A 26,230-nucleotide genomic window follows, 5' to 3' on the forward strand; every position below is an offset into this window, starting at 1 on the left:
TTTAATACCGCTTTGATAAAATAAGACAGTATGCGTATTTGCATATAATTAAAAAACACACATCAAGGGCGATTGGCATATGGTGCCGAAAGGTCAAGTGTCGAGTTGATCCCTTGAGAGGTATTAAACCATAGGAGGATTTTTTTATGTCAGTTGTAACAATGAAGCAATTGCTTGAAGCTGGTGTACACTTTGGTCACCAAACTAGAAGATGGGATCCAAAGATGAAGCCATACATCTTTACTCAAAGAAATGGCATCTACATTATCGACTTACAAAAGACCATCAAGATGTTAGATGATGCATACAACTACGTTAAGGCTGTTGCACAAAACGATGGTGTATTCTTATTCGTAGGTACTAAGAAGCAAGCACAAGAAGCTATTAAGGAAGAAGCTACTCGTGCAGGTCAATACTACGTAAACCAACGTTGGTTAGGTGGTACTTTGACTAACTGGACTACTATTCAAAGTCGTGTTAAGCGTTTGAAGCAATTGAAGGCTATGTCAGAAGATGGCACTTTCGACTTGTTACCTAAGAAGGAAGTTGCTCTTTTGACTAAGGAAATGGATAAATTACAAAGATTCTTAGGTGGTATCGAAGATATGCCAAGAATTCCAGATGTAATGTTCGTTGTTGACCCTAAGAAGGAAAAGATTGCGGTTCACGAAGCAAACAAGCTTGGTATCCCTGTTGTTGCCATGGTTGACACTAACACTGATCCTACTCCAATTGACGTAATCATTCCAGCTAACGATGACGCAATTCGTGCTATTCGTTTAATTGCCGGTGCTATGGCTGATGCCGTAATTGAAGGCAAGCAAGGCGAAGACGATGAAAACGTTGAACAAGAAATGGCTGATAAGGCTGCAGAATCTACTGACGAAAAGTCAATGGAAGAAGTAGCTAATGAAGCTGACGAAGATTAATTTTTACTTTTAGTTCCATAGGAGGAATTATTAATGGCAAAAATTACTGCTGCACAAGTTAAGGAATTACGTGAACGTACCGGTGCTGGTATGATGGACTCCAAGAAGGCTTTAGTTGAAGCTGAAGGAGACATGGAAAGAGCAATCGACATCTTAAGAGAAAACGGTGTTGCTAAAGCTGCTAAGAAGAGTGGCAGAATTGCTGCAGAAGGTTTAGCAGAATTCGCATTTGAAGGTAATACTGCTGCACTTGTTGAAGTTAACTCAGAAACTGACTTTGTTGCTTCAAACGACAAGTTCATTAACTTAGTTAATGATATTACTAAGGCTGTTTTAGCTGCAAAGCCTAAGAACATGGAAGAAGCATTGAATGCTCCTTTAGCTGATGGCACTATTGAAAGTGCAACAACTAATCTTACAGCCGTAATTGGTGAAAAGATTACTTTCAGAAGATTTAAGCTTATCAACAAGAACGATGATGAAGTATTTGGCGCATACAAGCACAATGGTGGTGCTATCGTTGCATTAGTTACCTTAAAGGGTGGCAACGAAGAAGCAGCTAAGAACATTGCAATGCACGTTGCTGCAATTAACCCAGAATACTTGAATAAGGATTCTGTTCCTGCAGACGAATTAGAACGTCAAAAGGCTGTATTCACTAAGGAAACTGAAAATGAAGGCAAGCCAGCTAACATCGTTCCTAGAATTGTTGAAGGTCGTGTAAACAAGTACTTGAGCGAAATCTGCTTGGTTGATCAAGCATATGTTAAGGACTCAGACATGACTGTTGAAGCTTACGCTAAGTCACAAAACGCTACTGTAGTTAACTTTGAACGTTTCGAAGTTGGTGAAGGCATCGAAAAGAAGCAAGAAGACTTTGCTGCTGAAGTTCGTGAACAAATGAAGTAATTTTCAAAAAAAGAAGCACTCTGTGCTTCTTTTTTTTGCTTAAAATTATTCAGATATAAGATAATCAACAAAACATTCTAGACTCAAGTATGGTAAAATGTTAAAAGCAAAACACTAGGAGGTTATTATGAGTCAAGTTAAGTATAAACGAATCATTTTAAAGGTTAGTGGTGAAGCTTTAGCCGGACCTAAGGGTGTAGGTATTGATCCAATTGTCATTAGCCACTTAGCAAAAGAAATTAAATCAATTCATAATTTAGGTGTTGAAATTGGTGTTGTCTGTGGTGGTGGTAACATGTGGCGTGGGGAAACTGGTGCCAAGCTTGGAATGGAACGTTCACAAGCAGACTACATGGGAATGCTCGCAACAATTATGAATGGTTTAGCCTTGCAAGATGGTTTAGAACATGTAGGTGTTCCTACGAGAGTTCAAACATCAATTGAGATGAGACAAGTTGCTGAACCATATATTAGAAGAAGAGCAGTTCGTCACCTTGAAAAGGGACGTGTTGTGATTTTTGGTGGTGGTACTGGTAACCCATATTTCTCAACGGATACTACAGCAGCTTTACGAGCAGCCGAAATTGATGCAGATGTAATTTTAATGGCAAAAAATGGTGTTGATGGTGTATATTCAGCTGATCCAAAAATTGATCCTAGTGCAACAAAATATGATGAATTAACTCAATTAGATGTAATTTCAAAGAACTTGAAAGTAATGGATAGAACTGCAAGTTCATTATCAATGGATACAGATATTCCATTAATTGTCTTTAACGTGAATACTGAAGGTAACATCAAGAAAGTTATCGAAGGTGAAAATATCGGTACAGTAATTAGAGGTGGAAAATAATGACAAACGATGTAATCGCTAAAGCAAAAGAAAATATGGATAAATCTATTGCGGTTTATCAAAAAGAATTAGGAAATATTCGTGCTGGTGTTGCAAATGCTAGTTTATTAGAAGGGGTTAAGGTAGATTACTACGGTGTACCTACTCCTTTGACACAAATGTCAAGTGTTACTATTCCTGAAGCTCGTGTTCTTTTAGTAACTCCTTATGATAAGTCTAGTTTAGACAATATTGAACACGCTTTGCTAGCAAGTGATTTGGGACTTACTCCGGCAAATGACGGTAATGTAATTCGCTTGGTAATCCCTCAATTAACTGGTGAACGTCGTGAAGAAATTGCCAAGCAAGTTGGTAAACAAGCTGAACAAGCAAAGATTGCAATCAGAAATGTTCGTCGTGAAGCTATGGATAGTTTGAAAAAACAAGAAAAAAATGGCGATATTACTGAAGATGAACAAAAGCGTTTAGAAAAGGATGTTCAAAAAGTTACTGATGACGCCACTAAACGTGTTGATCAACTTGCAGATGAAAAGCGTAAAGAAATCACTAAGGGCTAATCAATGACAAAAGAAAAAGAGTTAAATCATCTTGCCATTATTATGGATGGTAATGGTCGTTGGGCTCAAAAGCGCCATCTCCCACGAGTAATGGGGCATAAACAAGGTATGCAAAATATCGAAAAGATTGCCTTGGCAGCAAATGAAATGGGCGTAAAGGTTTTAACACTTTACGCTTTTTCTACAGAGAATTGGGGACGACCAACTGATGAAGTTAGTTATTTGATGAAGTTACCCATTACTTTTTTCGATAAGTTTATGCCTAAATTGATGGAAAATAATGTAAAAGTTAATATAATGGGCTTTTTAAATGAGTTACCAGATAAGACCTTGGCTGTAACCCAGAAAGCTATGGAAGATACTAAAAATAATACTGGTATGATTTTAAATTTTGCCTTTAATTATGGATCAAGAAGGGAAATAACTACTGCAATTAAGAAAATTGCTAAGCAAGTTAAAAATGAAAGTATAACTCTTGAAGATATTAATGATAAATTGGTTAATCAAGAGTTGTTAACAGCCAATTTACCTTATCCTGATCCAGACTTGATTTTAAGAACATCAGGTGAACAGAGAATTTCTAATTTTCTATTATGGCAATTAGCATATTCAGAATTAGCTTTTACAGATAAATATTGGCCTGACTTTAATGAAGAAGATTTGAAAAAAGTAATTATGGATTTCCAAGGGCGTGATCGCCGATTTGGTAAATTATAAAGAGAGAATATATGAAACAACGTACAATTACGGCAGTGATTGCCTTAATTTTATTTATACCAATTGTTGTTGCAGGTGGCTATTGGATTGATTGGCTTGCAGCAGCATTAGCAGCAGTTGGAATTAGTGAAATTTTTTTGATGAAGAAGCAAATTCTTTTATCAATTGATTTTTTATTGGCTCTACTTGCTACATTGACCTGGACGGTTCCCAAGACATTTTTTAATGTCTTTCCAAAAGAAGTAACTAGACCTGGGATTTATTTTACGATGGTTATGTTGCTTTTGACATGGACAGTCTTATCAAAGAACAAAACCAGCTTTGATGACGTTGGTGTTTATACGCTAGCATCTCTATATATCGGAACGGGTTTTCATTACTTAGCAGCTATTCGAAATATTGACCATGGATCGATGTTAGGACTAGCTTTATTAGGCTATGTCTTTGTTGTGGTTTGGTCAACGGACATTGGTGCTTACATGATTGGCAAAAAGTTTGGAAAGCATAAATTATGGCCTGTGATTAGTCCCAATAAAACTTGGGAAGGATCTATAGGTGCAGTTGTTTGTGCAATTGCTTTTTCTGCAATCTATATTAATGTAGTACCATTAGTAAAAGATTATAGTTATCTTATCTGGACTAGTGCTATTTTATCAATTGTTGGTCAAATGGGTGATTTAGTAGAATCTGCTTATAAACGTTATTACGGAGTAAAGGATTCAGGTAAAATTTTGCCAGGACATGGTGGTATTTTAGATCGCTTTGATAGCATGTTATTTGTTTTACCTGTAATCGCTCTATTTTTTATTAAGGGATAAATATGACTACAGTTTTAATTTTTCTAGTCATTTTTGGACTATTAGTATTTGTACATGAATTTGGTCACTTTTTCGTTGCGAAAAAAAGTGGTGTTTTAGTGCGAGAATTTTCTATTGGAATGGGTCCCAAACTATTCCAAACTAGAAAGAAAAATACCAGTTATACCGTACGCTGGCTTCCATTAGGGGGATATGTGCGATTAGCTGGTAAAGATGATATTAGTACAATTGATCCAGGGACCAATGTTATTTTGGCTTTAGATGAGGCGGGTAAAGTTGTACGAATCGACGCTTCAGAATCTGATATAACGATTTCAGGCATTCCTTTACAAGTAACTAAGGCTGATTTGGTAAAAGACCTCACTATTCAGGGTTATGAAAATGGTGATGAAAGCAAAGAATTTAAGTATTCCGTTGATCATGATGCAACAATCATTGATAATACCGGGACAGAATTAACAATAGCTCCTGAAGACACACAATTCCAAAATGCTAAAATTTGGCAAAAAATTGCGACCAATATTGCAGGACCACTGATGAATATAATTTTAGGTTTTGTAATTTTTATTATTTGGTCAATATCAACAGTTGGTCCTTCAACAACAACTGTTGCACGAACTTTGGAAGATTCACCAGCAAGTACTGTTTTGAAGAAAAATGATCAATTAGTTGCTGTAAATGGGAAAAAAGTTACTAGTTTTGAGAATTTTAGTGAAAGAGTTGCTGAAAATAAAAGCAAAACAATGCAACTAACTATTAAGCGAGGCAACAAAACAAAGACTGTTTCTCTTAAACCCAAACTCGTTAAGTACAATGGTGAAAAAGCATATCAAATTGGGATATATGCTAAATCTGATGAACGTTTTTCTGTGAAATTGGCTAGAGGGTGGAACATGGCTGTGAATACAACCGGTTTGATTTTTAAAGCGGTTGGTAATTTAATTAGTCATTTTAGCTTAAACAAGTTATCAGGTCCTGTAGGGATTTATTCTCAGACTAGTCAAGTAAGCAAGTTTGGTATTTCAGCTGTTGTAGTCTTTTTAGCTATGATATCAATTAATTTGGGAATCATGAATTTGTTACCAATTCCTGGATTAGATGGCGGCAAGCTCTTATTGAATCTAGTTGAATTGATTCGCGGAAAACCAATTTCTGAAGAACATGAAACTGCAGTTGAAATTGCTGGAGTTGTATTTTTATTAATTTTGATTATATTAGTAACAGGTAACGACATTTATCGCTACTTTATTAAATAAATTATTTAGGGAGTTAATTATGCGACAATCGAATTTTTTTATGCCAACTTTGAAAGAAGCTCCTGCTGATGCAGTAGCAGCAAGTCATAAAATAATGATTAGAGGTGGATATATACGTCAGGTAACTGCTGGTGTGTATTCATACTTACCTTTAGGCTATCGGGTATTACGTAAAGCTGAAAGAATCATTGAAGAAGAAATGGATCGGATTAATGTTCCCGAAATGATTATGCCACATTTATTGCCAGCTACTTTGTGGCAAGAATCTGGTCGTTACTATAAATATGGTGATGAAATGTTTAAGCTAAAAGATCGTCATGGTCGTGATAGTCTTTTAGGTCCAACTCATGAAGAAACATTTACTGAAATTATTGCTAAAAACTTAAAGAGTTACAAGCAAATGCCTCTTGCACTTTACCAAATTCAAACTAAGTTCCGTGATGAAAATCGTCCAAGATTTGGTTTATTGCGCGGTCGTGAATTTGTAATGCTTGATGGCTACAGCTTTGCAGCTACAAAAGAACAGTTAGATAAGCAATTTGATGACCAAAAAGCAGCTTACAAGCGTATCTTCAAACGTGCAGGTGTTACTGTTCACCCTGTTATTGCAGATTCTGGTACAATGGGTGGTAAAAACTCAACAGAATTTCAAGCTCCAGCAGCAATTGGGGAAGACACCATTGCTACTAATGAAAAAGGTACATATGCTGCAAACCTTGAAATGGCAAAGAGCATTGATACCTTTAAGCAAGAACCTGAAGAATTGAAGCCAATGGAAAAAGTTGCTACACCTGGTTGCGAAACTATTGAACAATTGACTGAATTTTTGCGTGTGCCTGCTACTAGAATTGTGAAGAGTATCTTGTACATGGCTGATGACCAAAAGATTTTAGTCTTAATTCGTGCTGATAAGCAAATTAACGAAGTAAAATTGGGTCATTTATTAGATGCAAATGAAGTTCGTGAAGCAACTGCAGAAGAATTGGTTAATGTTACTGGTAGCGAAAAAGGTGGAGTTGGTCCAGTTAAAGCTGATTGGGCAGATAAGATTATCGCTGATGAAACAGTTAAGGACTTGTACAACATTGTTGTTGGGGCAAATGAAACTGGTTATCAATTCCAAAACGCTAATTTGAATCGTGACTTCAAAGTTGATGAATTTTCAGACATTAGAACTGCAAATGAAGGTGAACCAGATCCAGTTGATCATTTGCCTCTTCAATTTACTACTTCAATTGAAGTTGGACACATCTTTAAGTTGGGTACCTACTATACTGAAACTATGGGTGCTGATTTCCTTGATCAAAATGGTAAAGCACAACCAGTTATTATGGGCTCATACGGTATTGGTGTAACAAGAATGTTATCTGCAGCAGTTGAGCAAAACTTGACCGAACACGGTGTTGCATGGCCAAAGGAAATTGCACCATTTGCTCTTCACCTGATTCAAATGAAGATGAAGGATGAAGTTCAAACTAAATTAGCAGAAAGTTTATATGCTAAATTTAGCGATAAATATGACGTTCTTTATGATGATCGTAATGAACGTGCAGGTGTTAAATTTGCAGATGCAGATTTAGTAGGAGCACCATTAAGAATTACAATTGGTAAGAAAGCTGCCGATGGTATTGTTGAAGTTAAGCGTCCCCTTGATGAAAAGGCAAGTGAGGTAACTTTAGCAGAACTTGAAGCATTAGTTGCAAAAGAATTGGATTAGGTAATATTTGTGGCAGATTCAAATAAACTTTTTTTAAGATTTTTGAAGCAGATTAAGTTTCCCAACTCTTTTAGTGACAATGATTTACTCGAAAAGGGTAAAATCGAAAACGTGGATGTTTACGGAAAAAAGCGTAAGTGGGATATCCACGTTTTTTTTGATACGCCACTAAAGTTTGATACTTATGAAGCATTAATTAAGCTCACAGAACAAGAATTTAGTCCCTTTGTTGATGTGAATATTATGATATCAACGGCTGACGGTTCGGATAGATATTTGCCTGATTATTGGTCATTTGTGGTTAGTCATACTGAAAATATGACTGTAATGGCTCGTGAATGCTTGTCTAGTAAAAAGCCAGTTAAAGTTGCAAGTGATTGGATAATTGGAGTTGAAACTCCGATGCTTGCCAATTCGATTTCACAATCTGATTTAGATAATTTGAGTTTTGATTTGCGTAGATATGGTTTCTTTAATATAAAGTTGAAACTGCAAGTTAAGAATCAAAATGAAGAAGCAAATCTGGCAAGTTTGGAACAATTAGAACAGTTGCAAGCAGAACACGAAAAAAGCATGAATGAGGCTTTTAAAAATATTCCTCCTAAGCCTAAGAGAGTTGCACCAAATAATAATCGGCAAACAAGAGAAAAGAACTTTGGTAAAGCAGACATTCCTGCTAGTGAAATAATCGGAATGAAAGAGATTGAAGATGGGATGAGAAATATCGTCATCGAAGGAAATATCTTCAATATTGATTCCCATGAATTAAAATCTGGAGCTTATATTTTTTCAGGAGAAATTACTGACTATTCAGATTCTATTGCCTTCAAAAAATTTGTTAAAGATAAAGAGCAGATTGAAATGTTGAAGGGTATTAAGCCAGGAGTATGGGCTAGAATGTCTGGAAGTGCCTTAGATGATCAATATGTTCATGACGTTGTTTTTAATATTAATAATTTCAAAATTATTGAACATATTGGTCGGACAGAAAAGTATGAAGGTGATAAAAAGCGAGTAGAGCTCCATTTACATACTATTATGAGTCAGCTTGATGCAACTAATACTGCAACTGATTTTATCTCTACAGCTAAAAAATTTGGACAAAAAGCGATAGCAATTACAGATCACGGAGATGTACAGTCATTTCCTGAAGCATATAGCGCTGGCAAAAAACAAGAAATGAAAATTTTGTACGGATTAGAAGCTAATATGGTAGATGATCACGCTTTATTAGTTTTAAATCCAGCGCCTATGACTTATGAAAACCGTGAATTTGTAATTTTTGACGTTGAAACTACTGGTCTTTCATCAGTTTATGACACTATAATTGAAATTGGGGCCGTAAAAATGAAAGACGGCGAAGTGATTGAAAGATTTGATGAATTTATTAATCCGCATCATCCATTAAGTGAAACTACAATTAATTTAACTTCGATTACTGATGAAATGGTTTCAAAAGCTGATGATGAAGCTGAAGTTATAAAGAGATTTCAGGAGTTTTATGGAGATCGTCCTCTTTGTGGGCATAATGTTCAATTTGATGTGGGATTTGTTAATGCTGCGTTAAGAAGAAGTGGTTTAAAGGAAATTACTCAACCTGTCGTAGATACTTTAGAGGTTTCTCGTTTACTTCATCCTGAACAAACTAAACATACTCTTGATTCACTTTGTAAAAAGTATAATGTCGTTCTTGAACACCATCACCGTGCAAATCAAGATGCTGAGGCAACTGGATATTTGATGTTTAAATTGTTAGATGCGTTTAATGACAAGTTTGAGCAAGATGATTTAGGAAAAATGAATGATTATGCTAAATTTGGTCAAGTATATAAACGTGCTAAACCAGCTCATATGACAGTCTTAGCTTTAACCCAAAAGGGCTTAAAGAATATGTATAAACTAGTTTCTTTAGCAAGTACACAGTATTTTTATCGTGAACCTAGAACACCTATTTCAGAATTAAGAAAATATCGAGAAGGTTTGCTGTTTGGTAGTGGTTGCTGGAAGGGTGATGTATTCATCACCATGATGCAAAAGGGTTATGATGAAGCAAGAGAAAAAGCCAAATTCTATGACTTTTTAGAAGTTCAACCACCAGCTGCGTATTCACAATTAATAGCAGATGAATTGATTAAAGATGAGAATCAATTAGAAGAAATTCTAAAAAACATTTACAAATTAGGTCAGGAATTGAATATCCCAGTTGTTGCAACAGGGGATTGTCATTATCTAAATCCGGAAGATAAAATTTATCGAGAAATTTTAATTGCAGCTCAAAGATCAAATCCTAATCGTAATAAACCACAACCAAAATTGCATTTTTATTCTACTCAAGAGATGTTAGATGCTTTTAGTTTTATGGGAGAAGATATTGCTAAAGAAATAGTGATTGATAATACTAATAAAATCGCTGATGAAATTGAAGATATTGCTCCCGTAAAAAGTGGTCTTTATCCACCACACATTAAAGATGCAGATCAACAAATGACAGATTTAACCTATAATAAAGCCTATGAATTGTATGGAAAGCCATTACCTAAAATTGTTAAAGACCGAATTGAATTAGAACTAAATTCAATTATTTCTAATGGGTATGCTGTTATTTATTTGATTTCACAAAAACTAGTGGCCAAGTCTAATAAAGATGGATATTTGGTTGGTTCTCGTGGGTCAGTTGGATCTAGTCTGGTTGCAACAATGTCTGGAATTACAGAGGTAAATCCTTTGGCGCCACATTATCGTTGCCCTAAATGTAAATATTCACATTTCTTTGAAAATGGTGAATATGGATCAGGGTTCGACTTGCCAGACAAAAAGTGTCCAGAATGTGGTACAGAATTAGTAAAAGATGGCCAAGATATTCCATTTGCAACTTTCTTGGGATTCCATGGTGACAAGGTTCCAGATATTGATTTGAATTTCTCAGGAGATTATCAACCTGTAGCTCATAATTATATTAGAGTTATGTTTGGACCAGCTAATTCATTTAGAGCGGGAACTATTTCTACTGTTGCAGATAAGACAGCTTATGGATATGCTAAGCATTTTGAAGAAGAACGTAATTTAAACTTGCGTTCCGCTGAATTAGATCGCTTAGCAACTGGGACGTCAGGTGTTAAAAGAACCACAGGTCAGCACCCAGCTGGGATTGTTGTAGTTCCGGATGACATGGATATATATGATTTTACTCCAGTGCAATATCCGGCAGATGATTTAAATGCAGCTTGGTTAACAACACACTTTGATTTCCACTCAATTCACGATAATATCTTAAAGTTTGATATTCTTGGACACGATGATCCAACTATGATCAGAATGTTGCAAGATTTAAGCGGAGTTGACCCAATGACAATACCACCTGATGATCCAGGAGTTATGTCATTATTTTCTGGAACAGATATTTTAGGAGTAACTCCTGAACAAATAGCTTCAAAGACAGGAACACTGGGTGTACCAGAATTTGGAACAAAATTTGTTCGCGGAATGCTTGAAGAAACAAATCCAACGACTTTTTCTGAATTGCTACAAATCTCAGGATTATCACATGGTACTGATGTTTGGCTAGGAAATGCAGAAGACTTAGTTAACAATGGAACTTGCAAATTAAAGAATGTTATTGGATGTCGTGATAATATTATGATGGACTTGATTCACTGGGGAGTTAAGCCAGAAGTAGCCTTTTCAACAATGGAATCTGTTCGACATGGTCGTGGAATTAGTGATGATGATATGGCTGTCTTAAAAAAGAACAATAATATTCCTGATTGGTATATTCCATCTTGCTTGAAAATTAAGTATATGTTCCCTAAAGCACATGCTACTGCCTATATTTTAATGGCTTTGCGAATAGCTTGGTTTAAGGTTTACTATCCAGTGATTTATTACACTTCATATTTTTCAGTTAGAGCAGATTTGTTTGACCTTGTGGCTATGAGCCATGGTAAAAATTCTGTTAAAGCGGCTATTAAGAAGATTCAAGATCAAGGAAATGATGCAAGTGCTAAAGATAAATCTTTATTAACAGTTTTGGAAATTGCCAATGAATGCTTAGAACGTGGTATAAAAATAAAAATGGTAGATGTCAATGAATCAGAAGCGTTAAACTTTAAGATTATTGATGATCACACTATTTTGGCACCATTTAATGCTGTTCCTGGTTTAGGTGATAATGCTGCTAAGCAAATAGTTGCAGCAAGAGCTGAACAGAAATTCTTATCCAAGGAAGATTTAAGAACGAGAGGTAAAGTTTCACAAACTATTATGGATTATTTAGAAGTCAATGGTGTTTTGGAAGGGATGCCTGAGCAAAATCAATTGTCGCTATTTTAATTTTTGCTAGATTGTGATATAATAACAAACGTAGTTCGAATAGCCAATTCGAGTGAGCAGTAATGCTCACTCTTTTTAGTACGGAGGAAGATTTTTTGACAAAAATCATTGATCTTGTAACGGATTTAGTTACCCCTTTAGCTGAAAAGCGTGGGGACGAATTAGTTGATGTTGAATACGTAAAAGAAAAAAATCAATATTATTTGCGTATCTATGTTGATCGCGGAGAAAGTGGAATTGACATTGAAGAAATTGCCGCTTTAAGTGAAATAGTTTCTGAAGAACTAGATAAGTTAAATCCTGATCCTTTTACAGAACCATATATGTTGGAGTTATCTTCACCAGGTTTGGAACGTCCAATTAAGAATGAACGCGATTGGAATAAGGCTTTAAATAAATATATCCACGTAGCTTGCTACCAAAAGATTGATGGACAAAAGTCTTTTGATGGTACTTTATTAAGTAGAGATAATAAAAAAATTACGTTAAAAATCAAGATTAAAACTCGGACTAAAGAGTTGGAAATCCCAATTGGGGCAATTGCAAACGCTCGATTTGCAATTGAATTTTAGAAAGGGCTGATTAAAAACTTATGACTAAAGAAATGTTAGAAGCTTTTGCCACTTTAGAAACTGAAAAGGGTATTAAGCAAGAAATTATTGTTGATGCAATTAAGGCTGCCCTTGTAGCAGCATATAAAAAGAATTACAATCAAGCCCAAAATGTTGAAGTTGACTTGGATGAAAGAAAGGGTAACTTCAAAGTGATGGCTATTAAGACGGTTGTTGATGAAGTTCAAGATGATCGCTTAGAAGTTAGCTTGAAAGATGCACTCGAAATTAATAAAGCATATGAAGTGGGCGATGAAATTAAATTTGAAGTAACTCCTAAAGATTTCGGGAGAATTTCAGCTCAGACAGCTAAGCAAGTAATTATGCAACGCCTTCGTGAAGCTGAAAGAAATCACATTGTCAGCGAATATTCACAATATCAAGATGAACTTGTGACAGGTGTTGTAGAACGTCATGATAATCGTTTTGTTTATGTCATGATTGACAAAGTTGAAGCAGTTATGCCACGTGGCGACCAAATGCCAAATGAAGTATACAACCCACAAGATAAGATTCGAGTTTTGGTAACTAAAGTGGGTAATGATACTAAAGGAGCTCAAATTGTTGTTTCAAGAACTGCACCAGATATGGTTAAGCGATTATTTGAACAAGAAGTTCCTGAAGTTTACGATGGTACTGTTCAAATTGTATCGGTAGCACGTGAAGCTGGAGATAGAACCAAGATTGCTGTTAAATCAGATGATCCTAACATTGACCCTGTTGGTACTTGTGTAGGTCCAAAGGGAGCTCGTGTTCAAAATGTAGTTAATGAATTAGGTGGAGAAAATATTGATATTGTAAAATATGAAGATGATCCAGCTGACTTCATTGCTAATGCTCTTAATCCTGCAGAAGTAATTGCTGCTCAATTTGGTGAAGATGAAGATGAAAAGAGTGCATTAGTTATCGTTCCTGATTACCAATTATCTTTAGCAATTGGTAAGAAAGGACAAAATGTACGTCTTGCTGCTCGTTTAACAGGCTATAAGATTGATATTCGTCCAGAATCTCAAGTTGAATTTGTTGATGAAGACAATGGAAACAGTGAAAATGCTGGTGAAGAAAAACCAGCAGATAATGAAGAATAGGTGATTTTTTTGAAAAAAAGAAAAGTCCCAATGAGAAAAGATTTGTTGACGAACACTATGCAGCCAAAAAAAGATTTGGTAAGAATTGTCATCAACAAAGAAAAAGAAGTTTCAGTTGATCCAACTGGTAAAAAACCGGGACGTGGAGCCTATGTTTCATTAGAACCTGAAAAGATAACTGAAGCTCAAAAGAACAAGATTTTAGACCGAAGTTTAGGTACTAAAATTGATGATAGTTTTTATAAAGAACTTTTTGAATATGTGGATCATCAAAAGGCAAGAAAAGAATTATTTGGTGATAAATAAGTGCATAATCGTGAAAAGACAATAAATTTTTTAGGACTAATTCAAAGAGCCGGAAAACTGGTTTCTGGCACAGATATGGTGATTTCATCAATAAAAGCTAGAAAGGTTAAATTAGTAATTATAGCTAGTGATCTGTCGCAGGCAACTCGGCAAGAAGTTGTAAGCTTAGCGCAAAAAAACAGTTTGCCAATTATTGATGAATTTTCTGAGCTTGAAATATCTCAAGCAATTGGTAAAGCTAGAAAAGTTTTAGCAGTTAGCGATTTGGGATTTAGTAAAGCACTACAAAAGAAATTAAATGAAGGAGTGTGATCTGATGGCTAAGCAGAGAATATATGAATTAGCAAAGCAATTAGGTTTGAATAATAAGGTCTTGGTTGATAAGGCTAAAGAATTAGGCTTTAATATCAAAAACCACATGTCATCACTTTCTGATACAGAAGTGAATGAATTGAAAAATAAGGTGAAGCCTTCCACTCCAGCTAAGAGTCAAAATGATGAAAAGAAAACAGAAAAAAAAGATAATAAAATCAAACTTTCTGTTTCCTCAATCAGAAGACCAGCTTCACAATCAAAGAATCATTCAAAGCATCAACATAGTGATCAAGCTAAAAAGCGTAGCAATGATTCTTCAAACAAGCGACGCAATCGTCACGAAAGTAATAAAAAACAAAATAATAAGTCACCTAAAGTCAATAAGGCTAGAGACTTATTAGCAGAACTCCAACAAAAGCAACGTGCTGAAGAAACAACATTAGCCAAAGAATCTGAAAAAGCTCGTAAAATTTGGCACGAAGAAAAGAATAAAGTTCAGAACGAAGATACAGAAAACCAAAATTCTCAAAAGAAAGATACTAACGAAGTGACTAATCAACCAGAAGAAAAGAAAACCAAAAAGGTTTTAGGACCAAAAATTCTTAAACCATCTCCTGCTAGAAATCGTCCTAAGACTGAAGAAAATAAGCAAAAACAAAATCAGAAATCAAAACCTAAGAGAAAACCAGCTATGAATCGGACACCACAAATTCCGGTAATGCCAGAAGAAAGTGTTAAACCTGATTCACGTAGAAATGGTAATGGACACGGCAGAAATACTGGAAAACCAGGTAGAAAGGGCCGTGACAATAATAACTTTGACCGTCGTAATGAACATTCAGATAAGATGGAAAGAAGAAAACGGAAGAACAAGCATAATAATCATGCTGAAGAAGTTAGAAAGCCAAAAACAGTTCGTAAAGAACGTCCATTACCTGAAGTACTTGTGTTTGAAGAAGGTATGAATGCACAAGACTTAGGTAAACTTTTACACAGAGAACCAGCTGAAATTGTTAAAAAGCTTTTTCTGCTTGGTGTTATGACTAACCAAAACCAATCCCTTGATAAAGATACAATTGAACTTTTAGCTGCAGAATATGGTATTGAATCAAAGGAAAAAGTTCATGAAGATATTTCCGATATTGATAATCTTTACCAAAAAGAAGTTGAAGCTTCTAAAGAGTCTAAGCATCAAGAAAGCAGACCGCCAGTTGTAACCATTATGGGTCACGTTGACCATGGTAAGACTACTTTGCTTGATAGATTACGTCATACTAATGTTTCAGAACATGAAGCTGGTGGTATTACTCAAAAAATCGGTGCTTACCAAGTTCGTGTTGATGATCGTTTAATTACATTCCTTGACACACCTGGTCACGCTGCCTTTTCAAATATGCGTGCTCGTGGGGCTGAAGTAACTGATATTGTTGTTTTAGTAGTAGCAGCTGATGATGGTGTAATGCCTCAAACCATTGAAGCGATTGACCATGCCAAAAGTGCAGGTGTTCCAATTATTGTTGCAATTAATAAGATGGATGCACCAGGTGCAAACCCAAGTCACGTTACAGAACAGTTAATGAAATATAACTTAATTCCTGAAGATTATGGTGGAGATACTATCTTTGTTAAGATTTCTGCTAAAACAGGGGATAACGTTGAAGAATTATTGCAAATGATTCTTTTACAGGCTGATGTTCTTGAACTTAAAGCAGATCCTCATCAAAAAGCAATTGGTACAGTTGTTGAAGCACGTTTGTCACGTGGTCGTGGTCCAGTAGCAGATATCTTAGTTCAACAAGGTACTCTTGAAGTAGGTGACCCAATTGTTGTCGGAAATACATTTGGACGTGTTCGTGTTATGACAAATGATAAGGGACGCCGAGTTAAGAAAGCTACTCCATCAATGCCAGTTGAAATTACTGGTTTGAATGATGTACCAGAATCAGCTGATAAGTTTGTAGTCTTTGAAGATGAAAAGACAGCACGTGCAGTTGGTGAACAACGTGCCCAAAATGCTTTGCAAAAGCAACGTGAGAAGGTACAACATGTTACTCTTGATAACTTATTTGATACAATGAAACGTGAAAACATGAAGGAAGTTGGCATTGTATTAAAGGCTGATGTTCAAGGGTCAGTTGAAGCTCTTTCTCAATCACTTGAAAAGATTGAAGTTGAAGGCGTACGAGTTAATATTATTCACTCAGGAGTAGGTGCAATTAATGACTCTGATGTTACGTTAGCAAGTGCTTCAAATGCTTTCATTATTGGATTTAACGTTCGGCCAACTGCAACTGCTAAATCACAAGCTGAAAGTGATGAAGTTGATATTCGCTCATACAGCGTTATTTATAAAGCAATCGACGATGTAGAAGCAGCCATGAAGGGTATGCTTGAACCAACATACGAAGAAAAAGTAACTGGTAACTTAACTATTCGTGAAACTTGGAAAGTTTCAAAAGTTGGTACAATTGCTGGTGCATTTGTTGATTCAGGATATATTCATAGAGATAGCGGTATTCGTGTTATCCGTAATGGTGTTGTTATCTATGATGGTCAAGTGGCCTCCCTTAAGAGATTTAAAGATGATGTTAAGGAAGTTAAGCAAGGCTTCGATTGTGGTTTAACAATTGAAAACTATAATGACCTTAAAATTGATGATGAGCTTGAAGCATATGAAATGCAAGAAGTTAAGCCTAAGTAAGGAGAACTAGCATGAAACACAGAATAGGTCGGGTTGAAGGAGAAATTTTGCGAGAATTATCAAAAATTTTGCAAAAAAAGATTCGTGACCCACGTTTGAGTGATGTAACCTTGACTGCTGTTGAATGTACCAATGATTTCTCTTATGCTACAGTTTATTATTCTTTATTGACTGAAGATGGAAATAAAGAAAAAGAAGTAGCCGAAGGTTTAGAAAAAGCAAAGGGATTAATGAGACACTTATTAGGCCAAGAATTGACTGTTTATAAAGTGCCTGAATTAATCTTTAAGAGAGATACTTCGGTACAATACGGTAGTAAAATTGATAAATTAATTGCTCAACTAAAAAAGCAAGAAAATGACAGATAAAAAAGCGCCCTAGGGCGCTTTTATTGTAGGTGGAAATATGATAAATGGAATTTTAGTGATTAATAAAAGTAAGGGTATGACGAGTGGAGATGTTGTCTATAAATTAAGAAAAATTTTAAAAACCAGAAAAATTGGTCATGCTGGGACGCTTGATCCAGAAGTAGAGGGAGTCTTGCCGATTGCAATTGGACAGGCAACTAAATTAATTGAATTAATGCATGAAAGACCAAAATCATATACTGGTAGAGGGTTATTAGGCTTTTCTACTGATAGTTATGATACAGAAGGAAAGGTTTTGCAAAGAAAAGCTGTATCTGAAAAAATTCCTTTAGAAGAAATTCAAAAAGGGATGAATAGCTTTTTAGGCAAAATAGATCAAGTCCCACCAATTTATTCTGCAGTCAAAGTAAATGGAAAACGACTTTATGAGTATGCAAGAGAAGGGATTCAAGTAACTCGACCTGTAAGAAGTGTAGAGATTTTTAAATATAAGCTACTAGAACCTGTTAATTACCAAAATGAACAAGAAGAATTTGGCTTTAACATTGAGTGTTCCAAAGGAACGTATGTAAGAAGCTTAGTAAATGATTTGGGTGAAAAATTAGGTTACCCAGCAGTTATGACATATTTACAAAGAACTAGTAGTTCGGGTTTTAATTTAGAGAAAGCAGTGAAGCTAGAAGAATTAGAAGCCAATCCTGAATTAGTTCTTAAATATATTTTGCCAATTGATTCATTCTTTGCTGATTATGAAACAATTGATATGAGCGAACAAATTTGGAAGAAAGTTAAAAATGGGAATGCGATTTCATTAAGAAATGATGCAAAAAAGATCGCTTTACGCTACAATAAAAAAGTCAAAGCAATTTATGAATTGAAATCGCATACATATAGACCATATTTAATGCTTTTACAAAATGAATAATAGTAGAAGGAATCAATTTTGGAAATAATTCATCTTAGTTATCCTATTAAAAAAGAATTAACTCGCACTCATGTAGTTTTGGCTTTGGGGTTTTTTGATGGGGTACATATTGGACATCAAAAATTAATTAAACGCGCTCAAGAAGTAGCAAAGAAAAAAAGTTTACCTTTAATGGTATTGACTTTTGATCGCCATCCTAAAGAAATCTATTTAGGTAGAACGGATTTTGAATATTTGGATAATCTTCCTGAAAAAGCTGAAAAAATGGAAAAATTGGGAGTTGACTATCTTGCTGTTGCTCCATTTACAGAGGGCTTTAGTAAGTTAAGTCCACAAGAATTTGTCGATCAAGTTATCATAAAATTAAAAGCAGATGCGGTAGTAGCTGGATTTGATTATACTTATGGGCCAAAAGATATTGCTAATATGGAAAATCTACCATATTTTGCAAAAAATAGATTTGAAATTGTTATTTTGCCTGAACAAACTAGTGGTGGTTGCAAAATAGGTTCAACTGCAATTAGACAAGCAATTCGCAATGGAAATTTAGAATTAGCTACTAATTTGTTAGGAAGTCACTATATAATGTCAGGAATTGTTGGACATGGTTTACGCAATGGGCATAAACTTGGCTTCCCGACAGTTAATTTGGTTTTAAATGATCGCAAAGTTATTCCTAAAATTGGAGTTTATGCAACAAGAACTTTGGTTCATGGCAAGTGGTATGATTCAATGACTAGTGTTGGCTATAACGTAACAATCCAAACTGGTAAAAAAATTTACATAGAGTCACATTTATTTGATTTTGATGAAGATATTTATGATGAAGAAATAAGTATTGAATGGTATCACTATACTAGAGGCGAAATAAAATTTTCTAGTTTAGATGAATTAAAAGAGCAACTTATTAAAGACGAGAAAGAAATTCGGAAATACTTTAAGAATATAAAGAACTAGGTAACTAGTTCTTTTTTTGCATAAAAAATTAGCAAAGGACTTGCATTAGTGCTAATTTATTAGTATATTATTCATGTTAGCACCTGAGAGTTATGAGTGCTAATTAAGAGGTCGAGAATATGTTAACCGAACGTCAAGAGCTTATTTTGAAAACAATCATTAAGGACTTCACGCAGACGCATGAGCCCGTAGGCTCCAAAACTGTGATGAGTCAACTGCCAATGAAGGTTTCTAGTGCAACCATTAGAAATGAAATGGCGGTGTTAGAAGAACAAGGTCTTATTGAAAAGACACATTCTTCAAGTGGTCGTATTCCATCAAGTGATGGTTATCGCTACTACCTTGATCATTTAGTTGAACCATTACAACTACCTGAGTCTGTTTATAATCAAATTGTTTGCCAATTGGATCGTCCATTTCATCAAGTGAATGAAATTGTGCAAGAAGCAGCTAAGATTTTGTCAGATTTGACAAATTATACTGCTTTTGCAGAAGGGCCAGAATCCAGACATGTTTTAATAACTGGTTTTAGGATTGTCCCTTTATCTAATCGACAAGTTATGGCAATTTTGGTTACAAATAATGGAAATGTTCAAAGCCAAGTCTATTCTCTACCAAGATTTACTAATGGTGAAGAAATAGAAAAGGCTGTTCGTTTAATAAATGATGAATTGGTTGGTAAAAGCTTATCAGCTGTTTCACCAGAAATGCTTAGTGAGTTAGTGAGTCACCAATTAGGTGGCAATGCTGATGATTTATTAAGTTTGCTAGCAGACGTCTTGAAAGATGCGGCTAGTGAACAGATGTATGTTGATGGTCAAATAAATCTTTTGAATAATGCTACAGGCAATGTTCAAGACATTCGATCTTTGTATGAAATGTTTGATCAAAATGACATGATTAGTAGCTTATTGAGTTTTGAAGGTGATGATTCTGATGAGCATTTTCCAGTTCAAGTTAAATTGGGTTCAGAACTTCCAAGTGATTTACTAAAAAATTATAGTTTACTTACAGCAAGCTATAGTGTTGGAAGTCATGGCAGAGGCACAATTGCCTTATTGGGACCAACGAATATGCCTTATTCACAAATGATTGGTTTAATGGAATATTTCAGACAGGAATTAGCGAAGAAACTACTCGATTATTACGGAAAATTTCAGTAAAGGAGGGAAGGTCTTGAGTAAAAAAGAATTTCCAAGTGAAAAAGACCTTGATCAAAAGCCTAAAGAAGATTTAAAGCATAAGGAAACAAAAATAACTTCTTCTAAGGCTGATAAAGATACCCAAAAAGTTGGGGAAGATCTTGCTAAAGAAATTGAGCAATTAAAAGCTGCAAAAGCTGAACTTGAAGATAAATATCTACGAAGTGAAGCTGAAATTCAAAATATGCAAAATCGCTACAATAAAGAACGTGCGCAACTTATTAAATATGAATCCCAATCTTTAGCAAAGGATATTTTACCAGCAGTTGATAATTTGCAAAGGGCTTTAAGTGTAAAAGTAGATGATGAAGCTTCTAAACAATTAAAAAAGGGTGTTGAAATGACCTTAGATGCTATGGTTAAGGCAATGGCTGATCATGGTATTACTGAAATTAAGGCTGAAGGTGCAAAATTTGATCCTAATTTGCATCAAGCTGTTCAAACAACAGTTGCAGAAAATGATGAACAAAAAGATCACGTTGTTCAAGTTTTGCAAGCGGGCTATCAATATAAAGATCGGACTTTACGTCCAGCAATGGTTATTGTTGCCCAATAATTAATTAAGCTTATTTAAAAAATAAAAAGAAATAAGAAAGGACTTTTTGATATGTCAAAAGTTATTGGTATTGACTTAGGGACTACTAACTCAGCAGTTGCTGTTTTGGAAGGTAAAGAACCAAAGATTATTACTAACCCTGAAGGTAACAGAACTACACCATCTGTAGTTGCTTTCAAGGATGGAGAAATTCAAGTTGGTGAAGTAGCAAAGCGTCAAGCAATCACTAACCCAAATACTATTGTGTCAATTAAGCGTCACATGGGTGAAGCAGGATACAAGGTTAAGGTTGGCGACAAGAGCTATACTCCACAAGAAATTTCTGCGATGATTTTGCAATACATCAAGAAGTTCTCAGAAGATTATCTTGGTGAAGAAGTAAAGGATGCAGTTATTACTGTTCCTGCATACTTCAATGACTCACAACGTCAAGCAACTAAGGATGCTGGTAAGATTGCAGGATTAAATGTTCAAAGAATTATTAATGAACCTACTGCATCTTCACTTGCTTATGGTCTTGATAAAGATGAAGAAGATGAAAAGATTTTAGTATACGACCTTGGTGGTGGTACTTTCGACGTTTCCGTTTTGGAATTAGGTGACGGCGTCTTCCAAGTACTTTCTACTAATGGTGATACTCACCTTGGTGGTGATGATTTCGACCAAAAGATTATGAATTGGTTGATTGAAAACTTCAAGGCTGATAATGGTGTAGACTTATCTAAGGATAAGATGGCACTTCAAAGATTAAAGGATGCTGCTGAAAAAGCTAAGAAGGACTTATCAGGTGTAAGTTCAACTCATATATCACTTCCATTTATTTCTGCAGGTGAAAGTGGTCCACTTCACTTGGAAGCTGATTTAACTCGTGCTAAATTTGATGAATTAACTCATGACTTAGTTGAAAGAACTAAGATTCCATTTGATAATGCGTTGAAAGATGCTGGCTTAACTGTTAACGATATTGATAAAGTTATTTTAAACGGTGGTTCAACTCGTATTCCAGCTGTTCAAGAAGCAGTTAAGAAGTGGAGTGGCAAAGAACCTGACCACTCAATCAACCCTGATGAAGCTGTTGCCTTAGGTGCAGCTGTTCAAGGTGGTGTTATTTCAGGTGATGTTAAGGATGTTGTTTTACTTGATGTAACTCCTTTATCACTTGGAATTGAAACCATGGGTGGAGTCTTCACTAAGTTAATTGATAGAAACACTACTATTCCAACTTCAAAAAGCCAAATCTTCTCAACTGCTGCAGATAATCAACCAGCTGTAGATATTCACGTTTTGCAAGGTGAACGTCCAATGGCAGCTGATAACAAGACATTAGGTAGATTTGAGTTAACTGATATCCCAGCTGCACCACGTGGTGTGCCACAAATTCAAGTTACCTTCGACATTGACAAGAACGGTATCGTAAATGTTTCTGCTAAGGACATGGGTACTGGTAAGGAACAAAAGATTACTATCAAGTCATCATCAGGTTTATCCGACGAAGAAATCAAGCGTATGCAAAAAGAAGCAGAAGAACACGCTGATGAGGATAAAAAGAAGAAAGAAGAAGCAGACTTACGTAATGAAGTAGATTCATTAATCTTCACTACTGAAAAGACTTTGAAAGAAGTTGGCGACAAGGTTCCTGCAGATGAAGTATCTAAAGTTAAGGATGCTTTGGAAGCACTTAAGAAAGCTCAAAAAGATAACAACTTAGATGAAATGAAAGAAAAGAAGGACGCTTTATCTAAGGTTGCACAAGATTTAGCAGTTAAGTTGTATCAAGCCAATGGTGCTCAAGGTCAAGCAGGCCAAGCTGGTCCAAACCCATCAGATAATAATGATGGCAATAATGGAGATACTGTCAATGGTGACTTTAAAAAAGTAAACCCTGACAAGTAATGCTATAATGGTTGAAAGTTAAGGACTAATTTTAGTCCTTTTCTTTTATCAAAGATAAGGAGCGTTAGAAAATGGCGACAAGTCGCGATTACTATGACATTCTGGGATTGGATAAAAATGCGAGTGAGCAAGATATCCAGAGAGCTTACCGGAAGTTATCCAAAAAATATCACCCAGATATTAATAAAGCACCAGACGCAGAAGAAAAATTTAAAGAAGTTAACGAAGCTTATGAAGTATTACATGATAAGCAAAAACGCGCACAATATGATCAATTTGGCCAAGCTGGTGTAAATGGTCAGGCCGGATATGGTGCTGGTAATGGTCAATATGGTGATTTCAGTAACTTTAGTGGTTTTGGCGATATTTTTAGTGATATTTTTGGTGGAGCTAGTCAAAGACATGTTGATCCAACAGCCCCTGTTAAAGGTGACGATTTAGACTATACAATGACAATTGACTTCATGGATGCCATTAAAGGTAAGACTTCTAACGTAACTTACACTAGAAGTGAAACTTGCGAAGTTTGTCATGGTACTGGGGCAGAGAAGGGAACCCATCCGATTACTTGTGACAAGTGTCATGGTAGTGGATATATGACAGTTACTCAACAATCCATGCTTGGTGTAATTCAAAGACAGACTTTATGTGATAAGTGTCATGGAAAAGGTGTTATTATTGAACATCCTTGTGCTACTTGTCATGGTGCAGGTCATACTGATAAAAAGCAAACTCTTGAAGTTAAGATCCCTGCTGGGATTGACAATGGTCAACAAATTCGATTGAGTGGTCAAGGTGAAGCTGGGAAAAATGGTGGACCTTATGGTGACTTATACATTGTCTTTCGAATTAGACCAAGTAAAGACTTCACTCGTCGTGGTAACACAATTTATACAACTGTTCCAATTTCATTTGCTCAAGCAACTTTGGGTGATGAAATTAAAATTAAGACTGTTAATGGCGAAACTAGTCTGAAAATCCCTGCTGGCACTCAACCTGGTGCTAAGTTCACTATTCGTGGAGAAGGTGTACCTTATCTTCGTGGAGATGGCAAAGGTGACCAGATCTCAACTGTTGAAGTAGTAATCCCTAAGTCAATTAACGACAAACAAAAACAAGCCTTGGTTGATTTCGTTAAAGCTGGCGGAGACTCAATAACTCCGCAGGAAAAAAACTTCTTTGAACGATTAAAAGACAAATTAGGCTAAATTATGAATTAGTAAAAAGAGCTGTAAGGCTCTTTTTTTGTTAGCATTGACTATAAAACTTAATATTATTTTACTTGAATTAATATATAGCTAAATATTAGTGAGATTTTCTCTTTTTATTTGTCCCTTAATGCCTATTTGCTATAATAGGAATAGACTAAAAAGGATGGAACTATATGGACCTCAAAAAACTTAAAGATTATCAAAAACACATTCGTAATTTTTCAATCGTTGCCCATATTGACCATGGTAAATCAACGATTGCTGATAGAATTTTGGAATTAACTGATACTGTTGCTCAAAGACAACTGAAAAGTCAAATGCTTGATGATATGCCTTTAGAGCGTCAAAGAGGTATTACTATTAAGTTAAACTCAGTTGAAGTAAAGTATCATGCTAAAGATGGCGAAGACTATATTTTTCACTTGATTGATACCCCAGGACACGTTGATTTTTCATATGAAGTATCACGTTCGCTTGCCGCATGCGAAGGGGCTTTGTTAGTAGTTGATGCTTCTCAAGGTGTACAGGCTCAAACTTTGGCTAACACTTATTTAGCAATTGATGATGATTTAGAAATTTTGCCTGTTATCAATAAAATAGATTTACCATCTGCAGACCCTGAAAACGCCAAAATGGAAATTGAAGAAATGTTAGGTCTTGATGCTAGTGATGCAGTTGAAGTTTCTGGTAAAACTGGATTAGGAATTCCAGAGTTGCTTGAGCGAATTGTAACTGACATTCCGGCACCACAGGGAGATTTGGAAGCACCTCTTAAGGCTTTGATTTTTGATTCTAAATATGATGATTACCGTGGGGTTGTTTTAGCTGTTCGAATTGAAGATGGAATGGTAAAGCCTGGAGACGAAATTGAAATTATGAATACTCACAAAAAGTATGAAGTTACTGAAGTGGGTGTTTCTAACCCTCATCCTGTAAAAAAAGATATGCTTGTTGCAGGAGATGTAGGTTATTTAACAGCTAATATTAAATCCGTTCGTGAAACTAGAGTTGGGGATACAATTACATCAGCAAAAAAGCCGACTGAAGAAGCATTACCAGGTTATCGACAAATTCCTCCAATGGTTTTCAGTGGGATGTATCCAGTTGATAATAGCAAATATGACGACTTGAAAGAAGCCTTAGAAAAGTTGCAATTAAATGATGCTGCACTTGAATTTGAACCTGAAACTTCAACTGCGTTAGGATTTGGTTTTAGATGTGGATTTTTAGGTTTGCTTCATATGGACGTGGTGCAAGAAAGATTAGAGCAAGAATTTGATCTTGATTTAATTATGACGGCTCCATCTACTGATTATCATGCGATAATGAACGATGGAACTACCAAGGTGATTGATAATCCTTCAGATTTACCAGATGCGGGTGAATATAAGGAAGTTCAAGAGCCATATGTTAAAGCTGAAATAATGGTTCCTAATGATTTTGTAGGTCCTGTAATGGAATTGTGTCAAAGAAAACGTGGCGAATTTCAAACGATGGACTATTTAGATAAATATCGAGTAAATGTTATTTATCATATTCCTTTAGCTGAAATAATTTTTGACTTTTTCGATGATCTTAAATCCTCAACTAAGGGGTATGCATCGCTTGATTATGAAATCATTGGCTATCGCGCAACTGATTTAGTAAAAATTGATGTCTTACTCAATAAAGAGCCAATTGATGCGTTAAGCTTTATTGCACACAGATCTGATGCACAGGCTCGTGCTCGCCAAATGACTTCATTATTGAAAAAGCTTATTCCTCGTCAGAATTTTGAAGTTGACATTCAGGGAGCTATTGGTGCAAAAATCATTTCACGTGCAACGATTAAACCATATCGTAAAGACGTTACAGCTCGGATTCATACTGGTGATCCGGATCGACGTGCAAAATTGCTTGATAAGCAAAAGCGTGGTAAGAAACGGATGAAGGCGGTTGGAAAAGTAGAAGTTCCACAGGATGCTTTCATGGCAGTTTTGAAAATGAATGATGACGATATCAAGGGAAAGTAA

The 26,230-nt window shown here is 35.6% G+C and carries 22 protein-coding genes; all 22 read left to right on the top strand.

From position 1 onward, the window contains the following. Window positions 1–146 precede the first annotated feature (146 nt). The 22 genes from rpsB (at window position 147) to lepA (ending at window position 26,230) form a co-directional block, all read left to right on the top strand. Complete coding sequence (rpsB, locus tag ACNDLV_RS02655; protein ID WP_006586873.1) at window positions 147–929, top strand: 30S ribosomal protein S2; 783 nt, start codon at window positions 147–149, stop codon at window positions 927–929. 33 nt (window positions 930–962) lie between these two features. Further along, entirely contained in the window at window positions 963–1,838 is an 876-nt protein-coding gene (gene tsf / locus ACNDLV_RS02660; protein ID WP_006587353.1) for a translation elongation factor Ts, read from the top strand. A gap of 127 nt (window positions 1,839–1,965) precedes the next feature. Beyond that, the gene (gene pyrH, locus ACNDLV_RS02665) at window positions 1,966–2,691 is read left to right on the top strand and encodes a UMP kinase (RefSeq protein ID WP_006586871.1); all 726 of its coding nucleotides are present in this window, start codon (window positions 1,966–1,968) and stop codon (window positions 2,689–2,691) included. After that, complete coding sequence (frr, locus tag ACNDLV_RS02670; protein ID WP_006586870.1) at window positions 2,691–3,248, top strand: ribosome recycling factor; 558 nt, start codon at window positions 2,691–2,693, stop codon at window positions 3,246–3,248. Before pyrH ends, frr begins: the two co-directional genes overlap by 1 nt. Window positions 3,249–3,251: 3 nt before the next feature. Next, window positions 3,252–3,965, top strand: coding sequence for an undecaprenyl pyrophosphate synthase (gene uppS / locus ACNDLV_RS02675; protein ID WP_006586869.1), 714 nt, complete (start codon window positions 3,252–3,254; stop codon window positions 3,963–3,965). 11 nt (window positions 3,966–3,976) lie between these two features. Then, window positions 3,977–4,783, top strand: a complete 807-nt coding sequence (locus ACNDLV_RS02680) for a phosphatidate cytidylyltransferase (protein WP_006586868.1) — start codon at window positions 3,977–3,979, stop codon at window positions 4,781–4,783. Between the two features lie 2 nt (window positions 4,784–4,785). Continuing rightward, window positions 4,786–6,039 carry an RIP metalloprotease RseP gene (gene rseP / locus ACNDLV_RS02685; RefSeq protein WP_006586867.1) on the top strand — a complete coding sequence of 418 codons (1,254 nt, stop codon included), beginning with the start codon at window positions 4,786–4,788 and terminating at the stop codon, window positions 6,037–6,039. Window positions 6,040–6,058: 19 nt separating this feature from the next. Next, entirely contained in the window at window positions 6,059–7,756 is a 1,698-nt protein-coding gene (locus tag ACNDLV_RS02690) for a proline--tRNA ligase (RefSeq protein ID WP_006586866.1), read from the top strand. 9 nt (window positions 7,757–7,765) lie between these two features. Then, window positions 7,766–12,085 carry a PolC-type DNA polymerase III gene (locus ACNDLV_RS02695; protein WP_006586865.1) on the top strand — a complete coding sequence of 1,440 codons (4,320 nt, stop codon included), beginning with the start codon at window positions 7,766–7,768 and terminating at the stop codon, window positions 12,083–12,085. Window positions 12,086–12,180: 95 nt separating this feature from the next. Continuing rightward, window positions 12,181–12,657 (top strand): ribosome maturation factor RimP, encoded by a 477-nt coding sequence (gene rimP, locus ACNDLV_RS02700; protein WP_006587352.1) that lies wholly within the window; start codon window positions 12,181–12,183, stop codon window positions 12,655–12,657. A 20-nt stretch (window positions 12,658–12,677) separates the two neighbouring features. Then, entirely contained in the window at window positions 12,678–13,784 is a 1,107-nt protein-coding gene (nusA, locus tag ACNDLV_RS02705) for a transcription termination factor NusA (protein WP_006586863.1), read from the top strand. Window positions 13,785–13,793: 9 nt separating this feature from the next. Beyond that, window positions 13,794–14,090: an RNase P modulator RnpM gene (gene rnpM / locus ACNDLV_RS02710; RefSeq protein ID WP_034530357.1), complete on the top strand. Its 297-nt coding sequence runs from the start codon at window positions 13,794–13,796 to the stop codon at window positions 14,088–14,090. After that, on the top strand, window positions 14,091–14,402 hold the full coding sequence (locus tag ACNDLV_RS02715) for a L7Ae/L30e/S12e/Gadd45 family ribosomal protein (protein ID WP_006586861.1): 312 nt from the start codon (window positions 14,091–14,093) through the stop codon (window positions 14,400–14,402). Window positions 14,403–14,406: 4 nt separating this feature from the next. Then, the gene (gene infB / locus ACNDLV_RS02720) at window positions 14,407–17,106 is read left to right on the top strand and encodes a translation initiation factor IF-2 (protein ID WP_034535760.1); all 2,700 of its coding nucleotides are present in this window, start codon (window positions 14,407–14,409) and stop codon (window positions 17,104–17,106) included. A gap of 11 nt (window positions 17,107–17,117) precedes the next feature. Further along, window positions 17,118–17,474: a ribosome-binding factor A gene (locus tag ACNDLV_RS02725; protein WP_006586859.1), complete on the top strand. Its 357-nt coding sequence runs from the start codon at window positions 17,118–17,120 to the stop codon at window positions 17,472–17,474. A 37-nt stretch (window positions 17,475–17,511) separates the two neighbouring features. Then, window positions 17,512–18,399 (top strand): tRNA pseudouridine(55) synthase TruB, encoded by an 888-nt coding sequence (gene truB / locus ACNDLV_RS02730; RefSeq protein WP_006587350.1) that lies wholly within the window; start codon window positions 17,512–17,514, stop codon window positions 18,397–18,399. Window positions 18,400–18,417: 18 nt separating this feature from the next. Continuing rightward, a complete protein-coding gene (ribF, locus tag ACNDLV_RS02735; RefSeq protein ID WP_006586857.1) occupies window positions 18,418–19,356 on the top strand; it encodes a riboflavin biosynthesis protein RibF in 939 nt (312 codons plus the stop codon). A 119-nt stretch (window positions 19,357–19,475) separates the two neighbouring features. After that, on the top strand, window positions 19,476–20,519 hold the full coding sequence (gene hrcA / locus ACNDLV_RS02740) for a heat-inducible transcriptional repressor HrcA (RefSeq protein WP_006586856.1): 1,044 nt from the start codon (window positions 19,476–19,478) through the stop codon (window positions 20,517–20,519). Between the two features lie 13 nt (window positions 20,520–20,532). After that, window positions 20,533–21,114, top strand: coding sequence for a nucleotide exchange factor GrpE (gene grpE, locus ACNDLV_RS02745; protein ID WP_006586855.1), 582 nt, complete (start codon window positions 20,533–20,535; stop codon window positions 21,112–21,114). A 51-nt stretch (window positions 21,115–21,165) separates the two neighbouring features. Then, window positions 21,166–23,007: a molecular chaperone DnaK gene (gene dnaK / locus ACNDLV_RS02750; protein WP_006586854.1), complete on the top strand. Its 1,842-nt coding sequence runs from the start codon at window positions 21,166–21,168 to the stop codon at window positions 23,005–23,007. Between the two features lie 71 nt (window positions 23,008–23,078). After that, the gene (dnaJ, locus tag ACNDLV_RS02755) at window positions 23,079–24,215 is read left to right on the top strand and encodes a molecular chaperone DnaJ (protein ID WP_006586853.1); all 1,137 of its coding nucleotides are present in this window, start codon (window positions 23,079–23,081) and stop codon (window positions 24,213–24,215) included. 176 nt (window positions 24,216–24,391) lie between these two features. Next, a complete protein-coding gene (lepA, locus tag ACNDLV_RS02760; protein WP_006586852.1) occupies window positions 24,392–26,230 on the top strand; it encodes a translation elongation factor 4 in 1,839 nt (612 codons plus the stop codon).

The organism is Lactobacillus fornicalis (assembly GCF_055362665.1).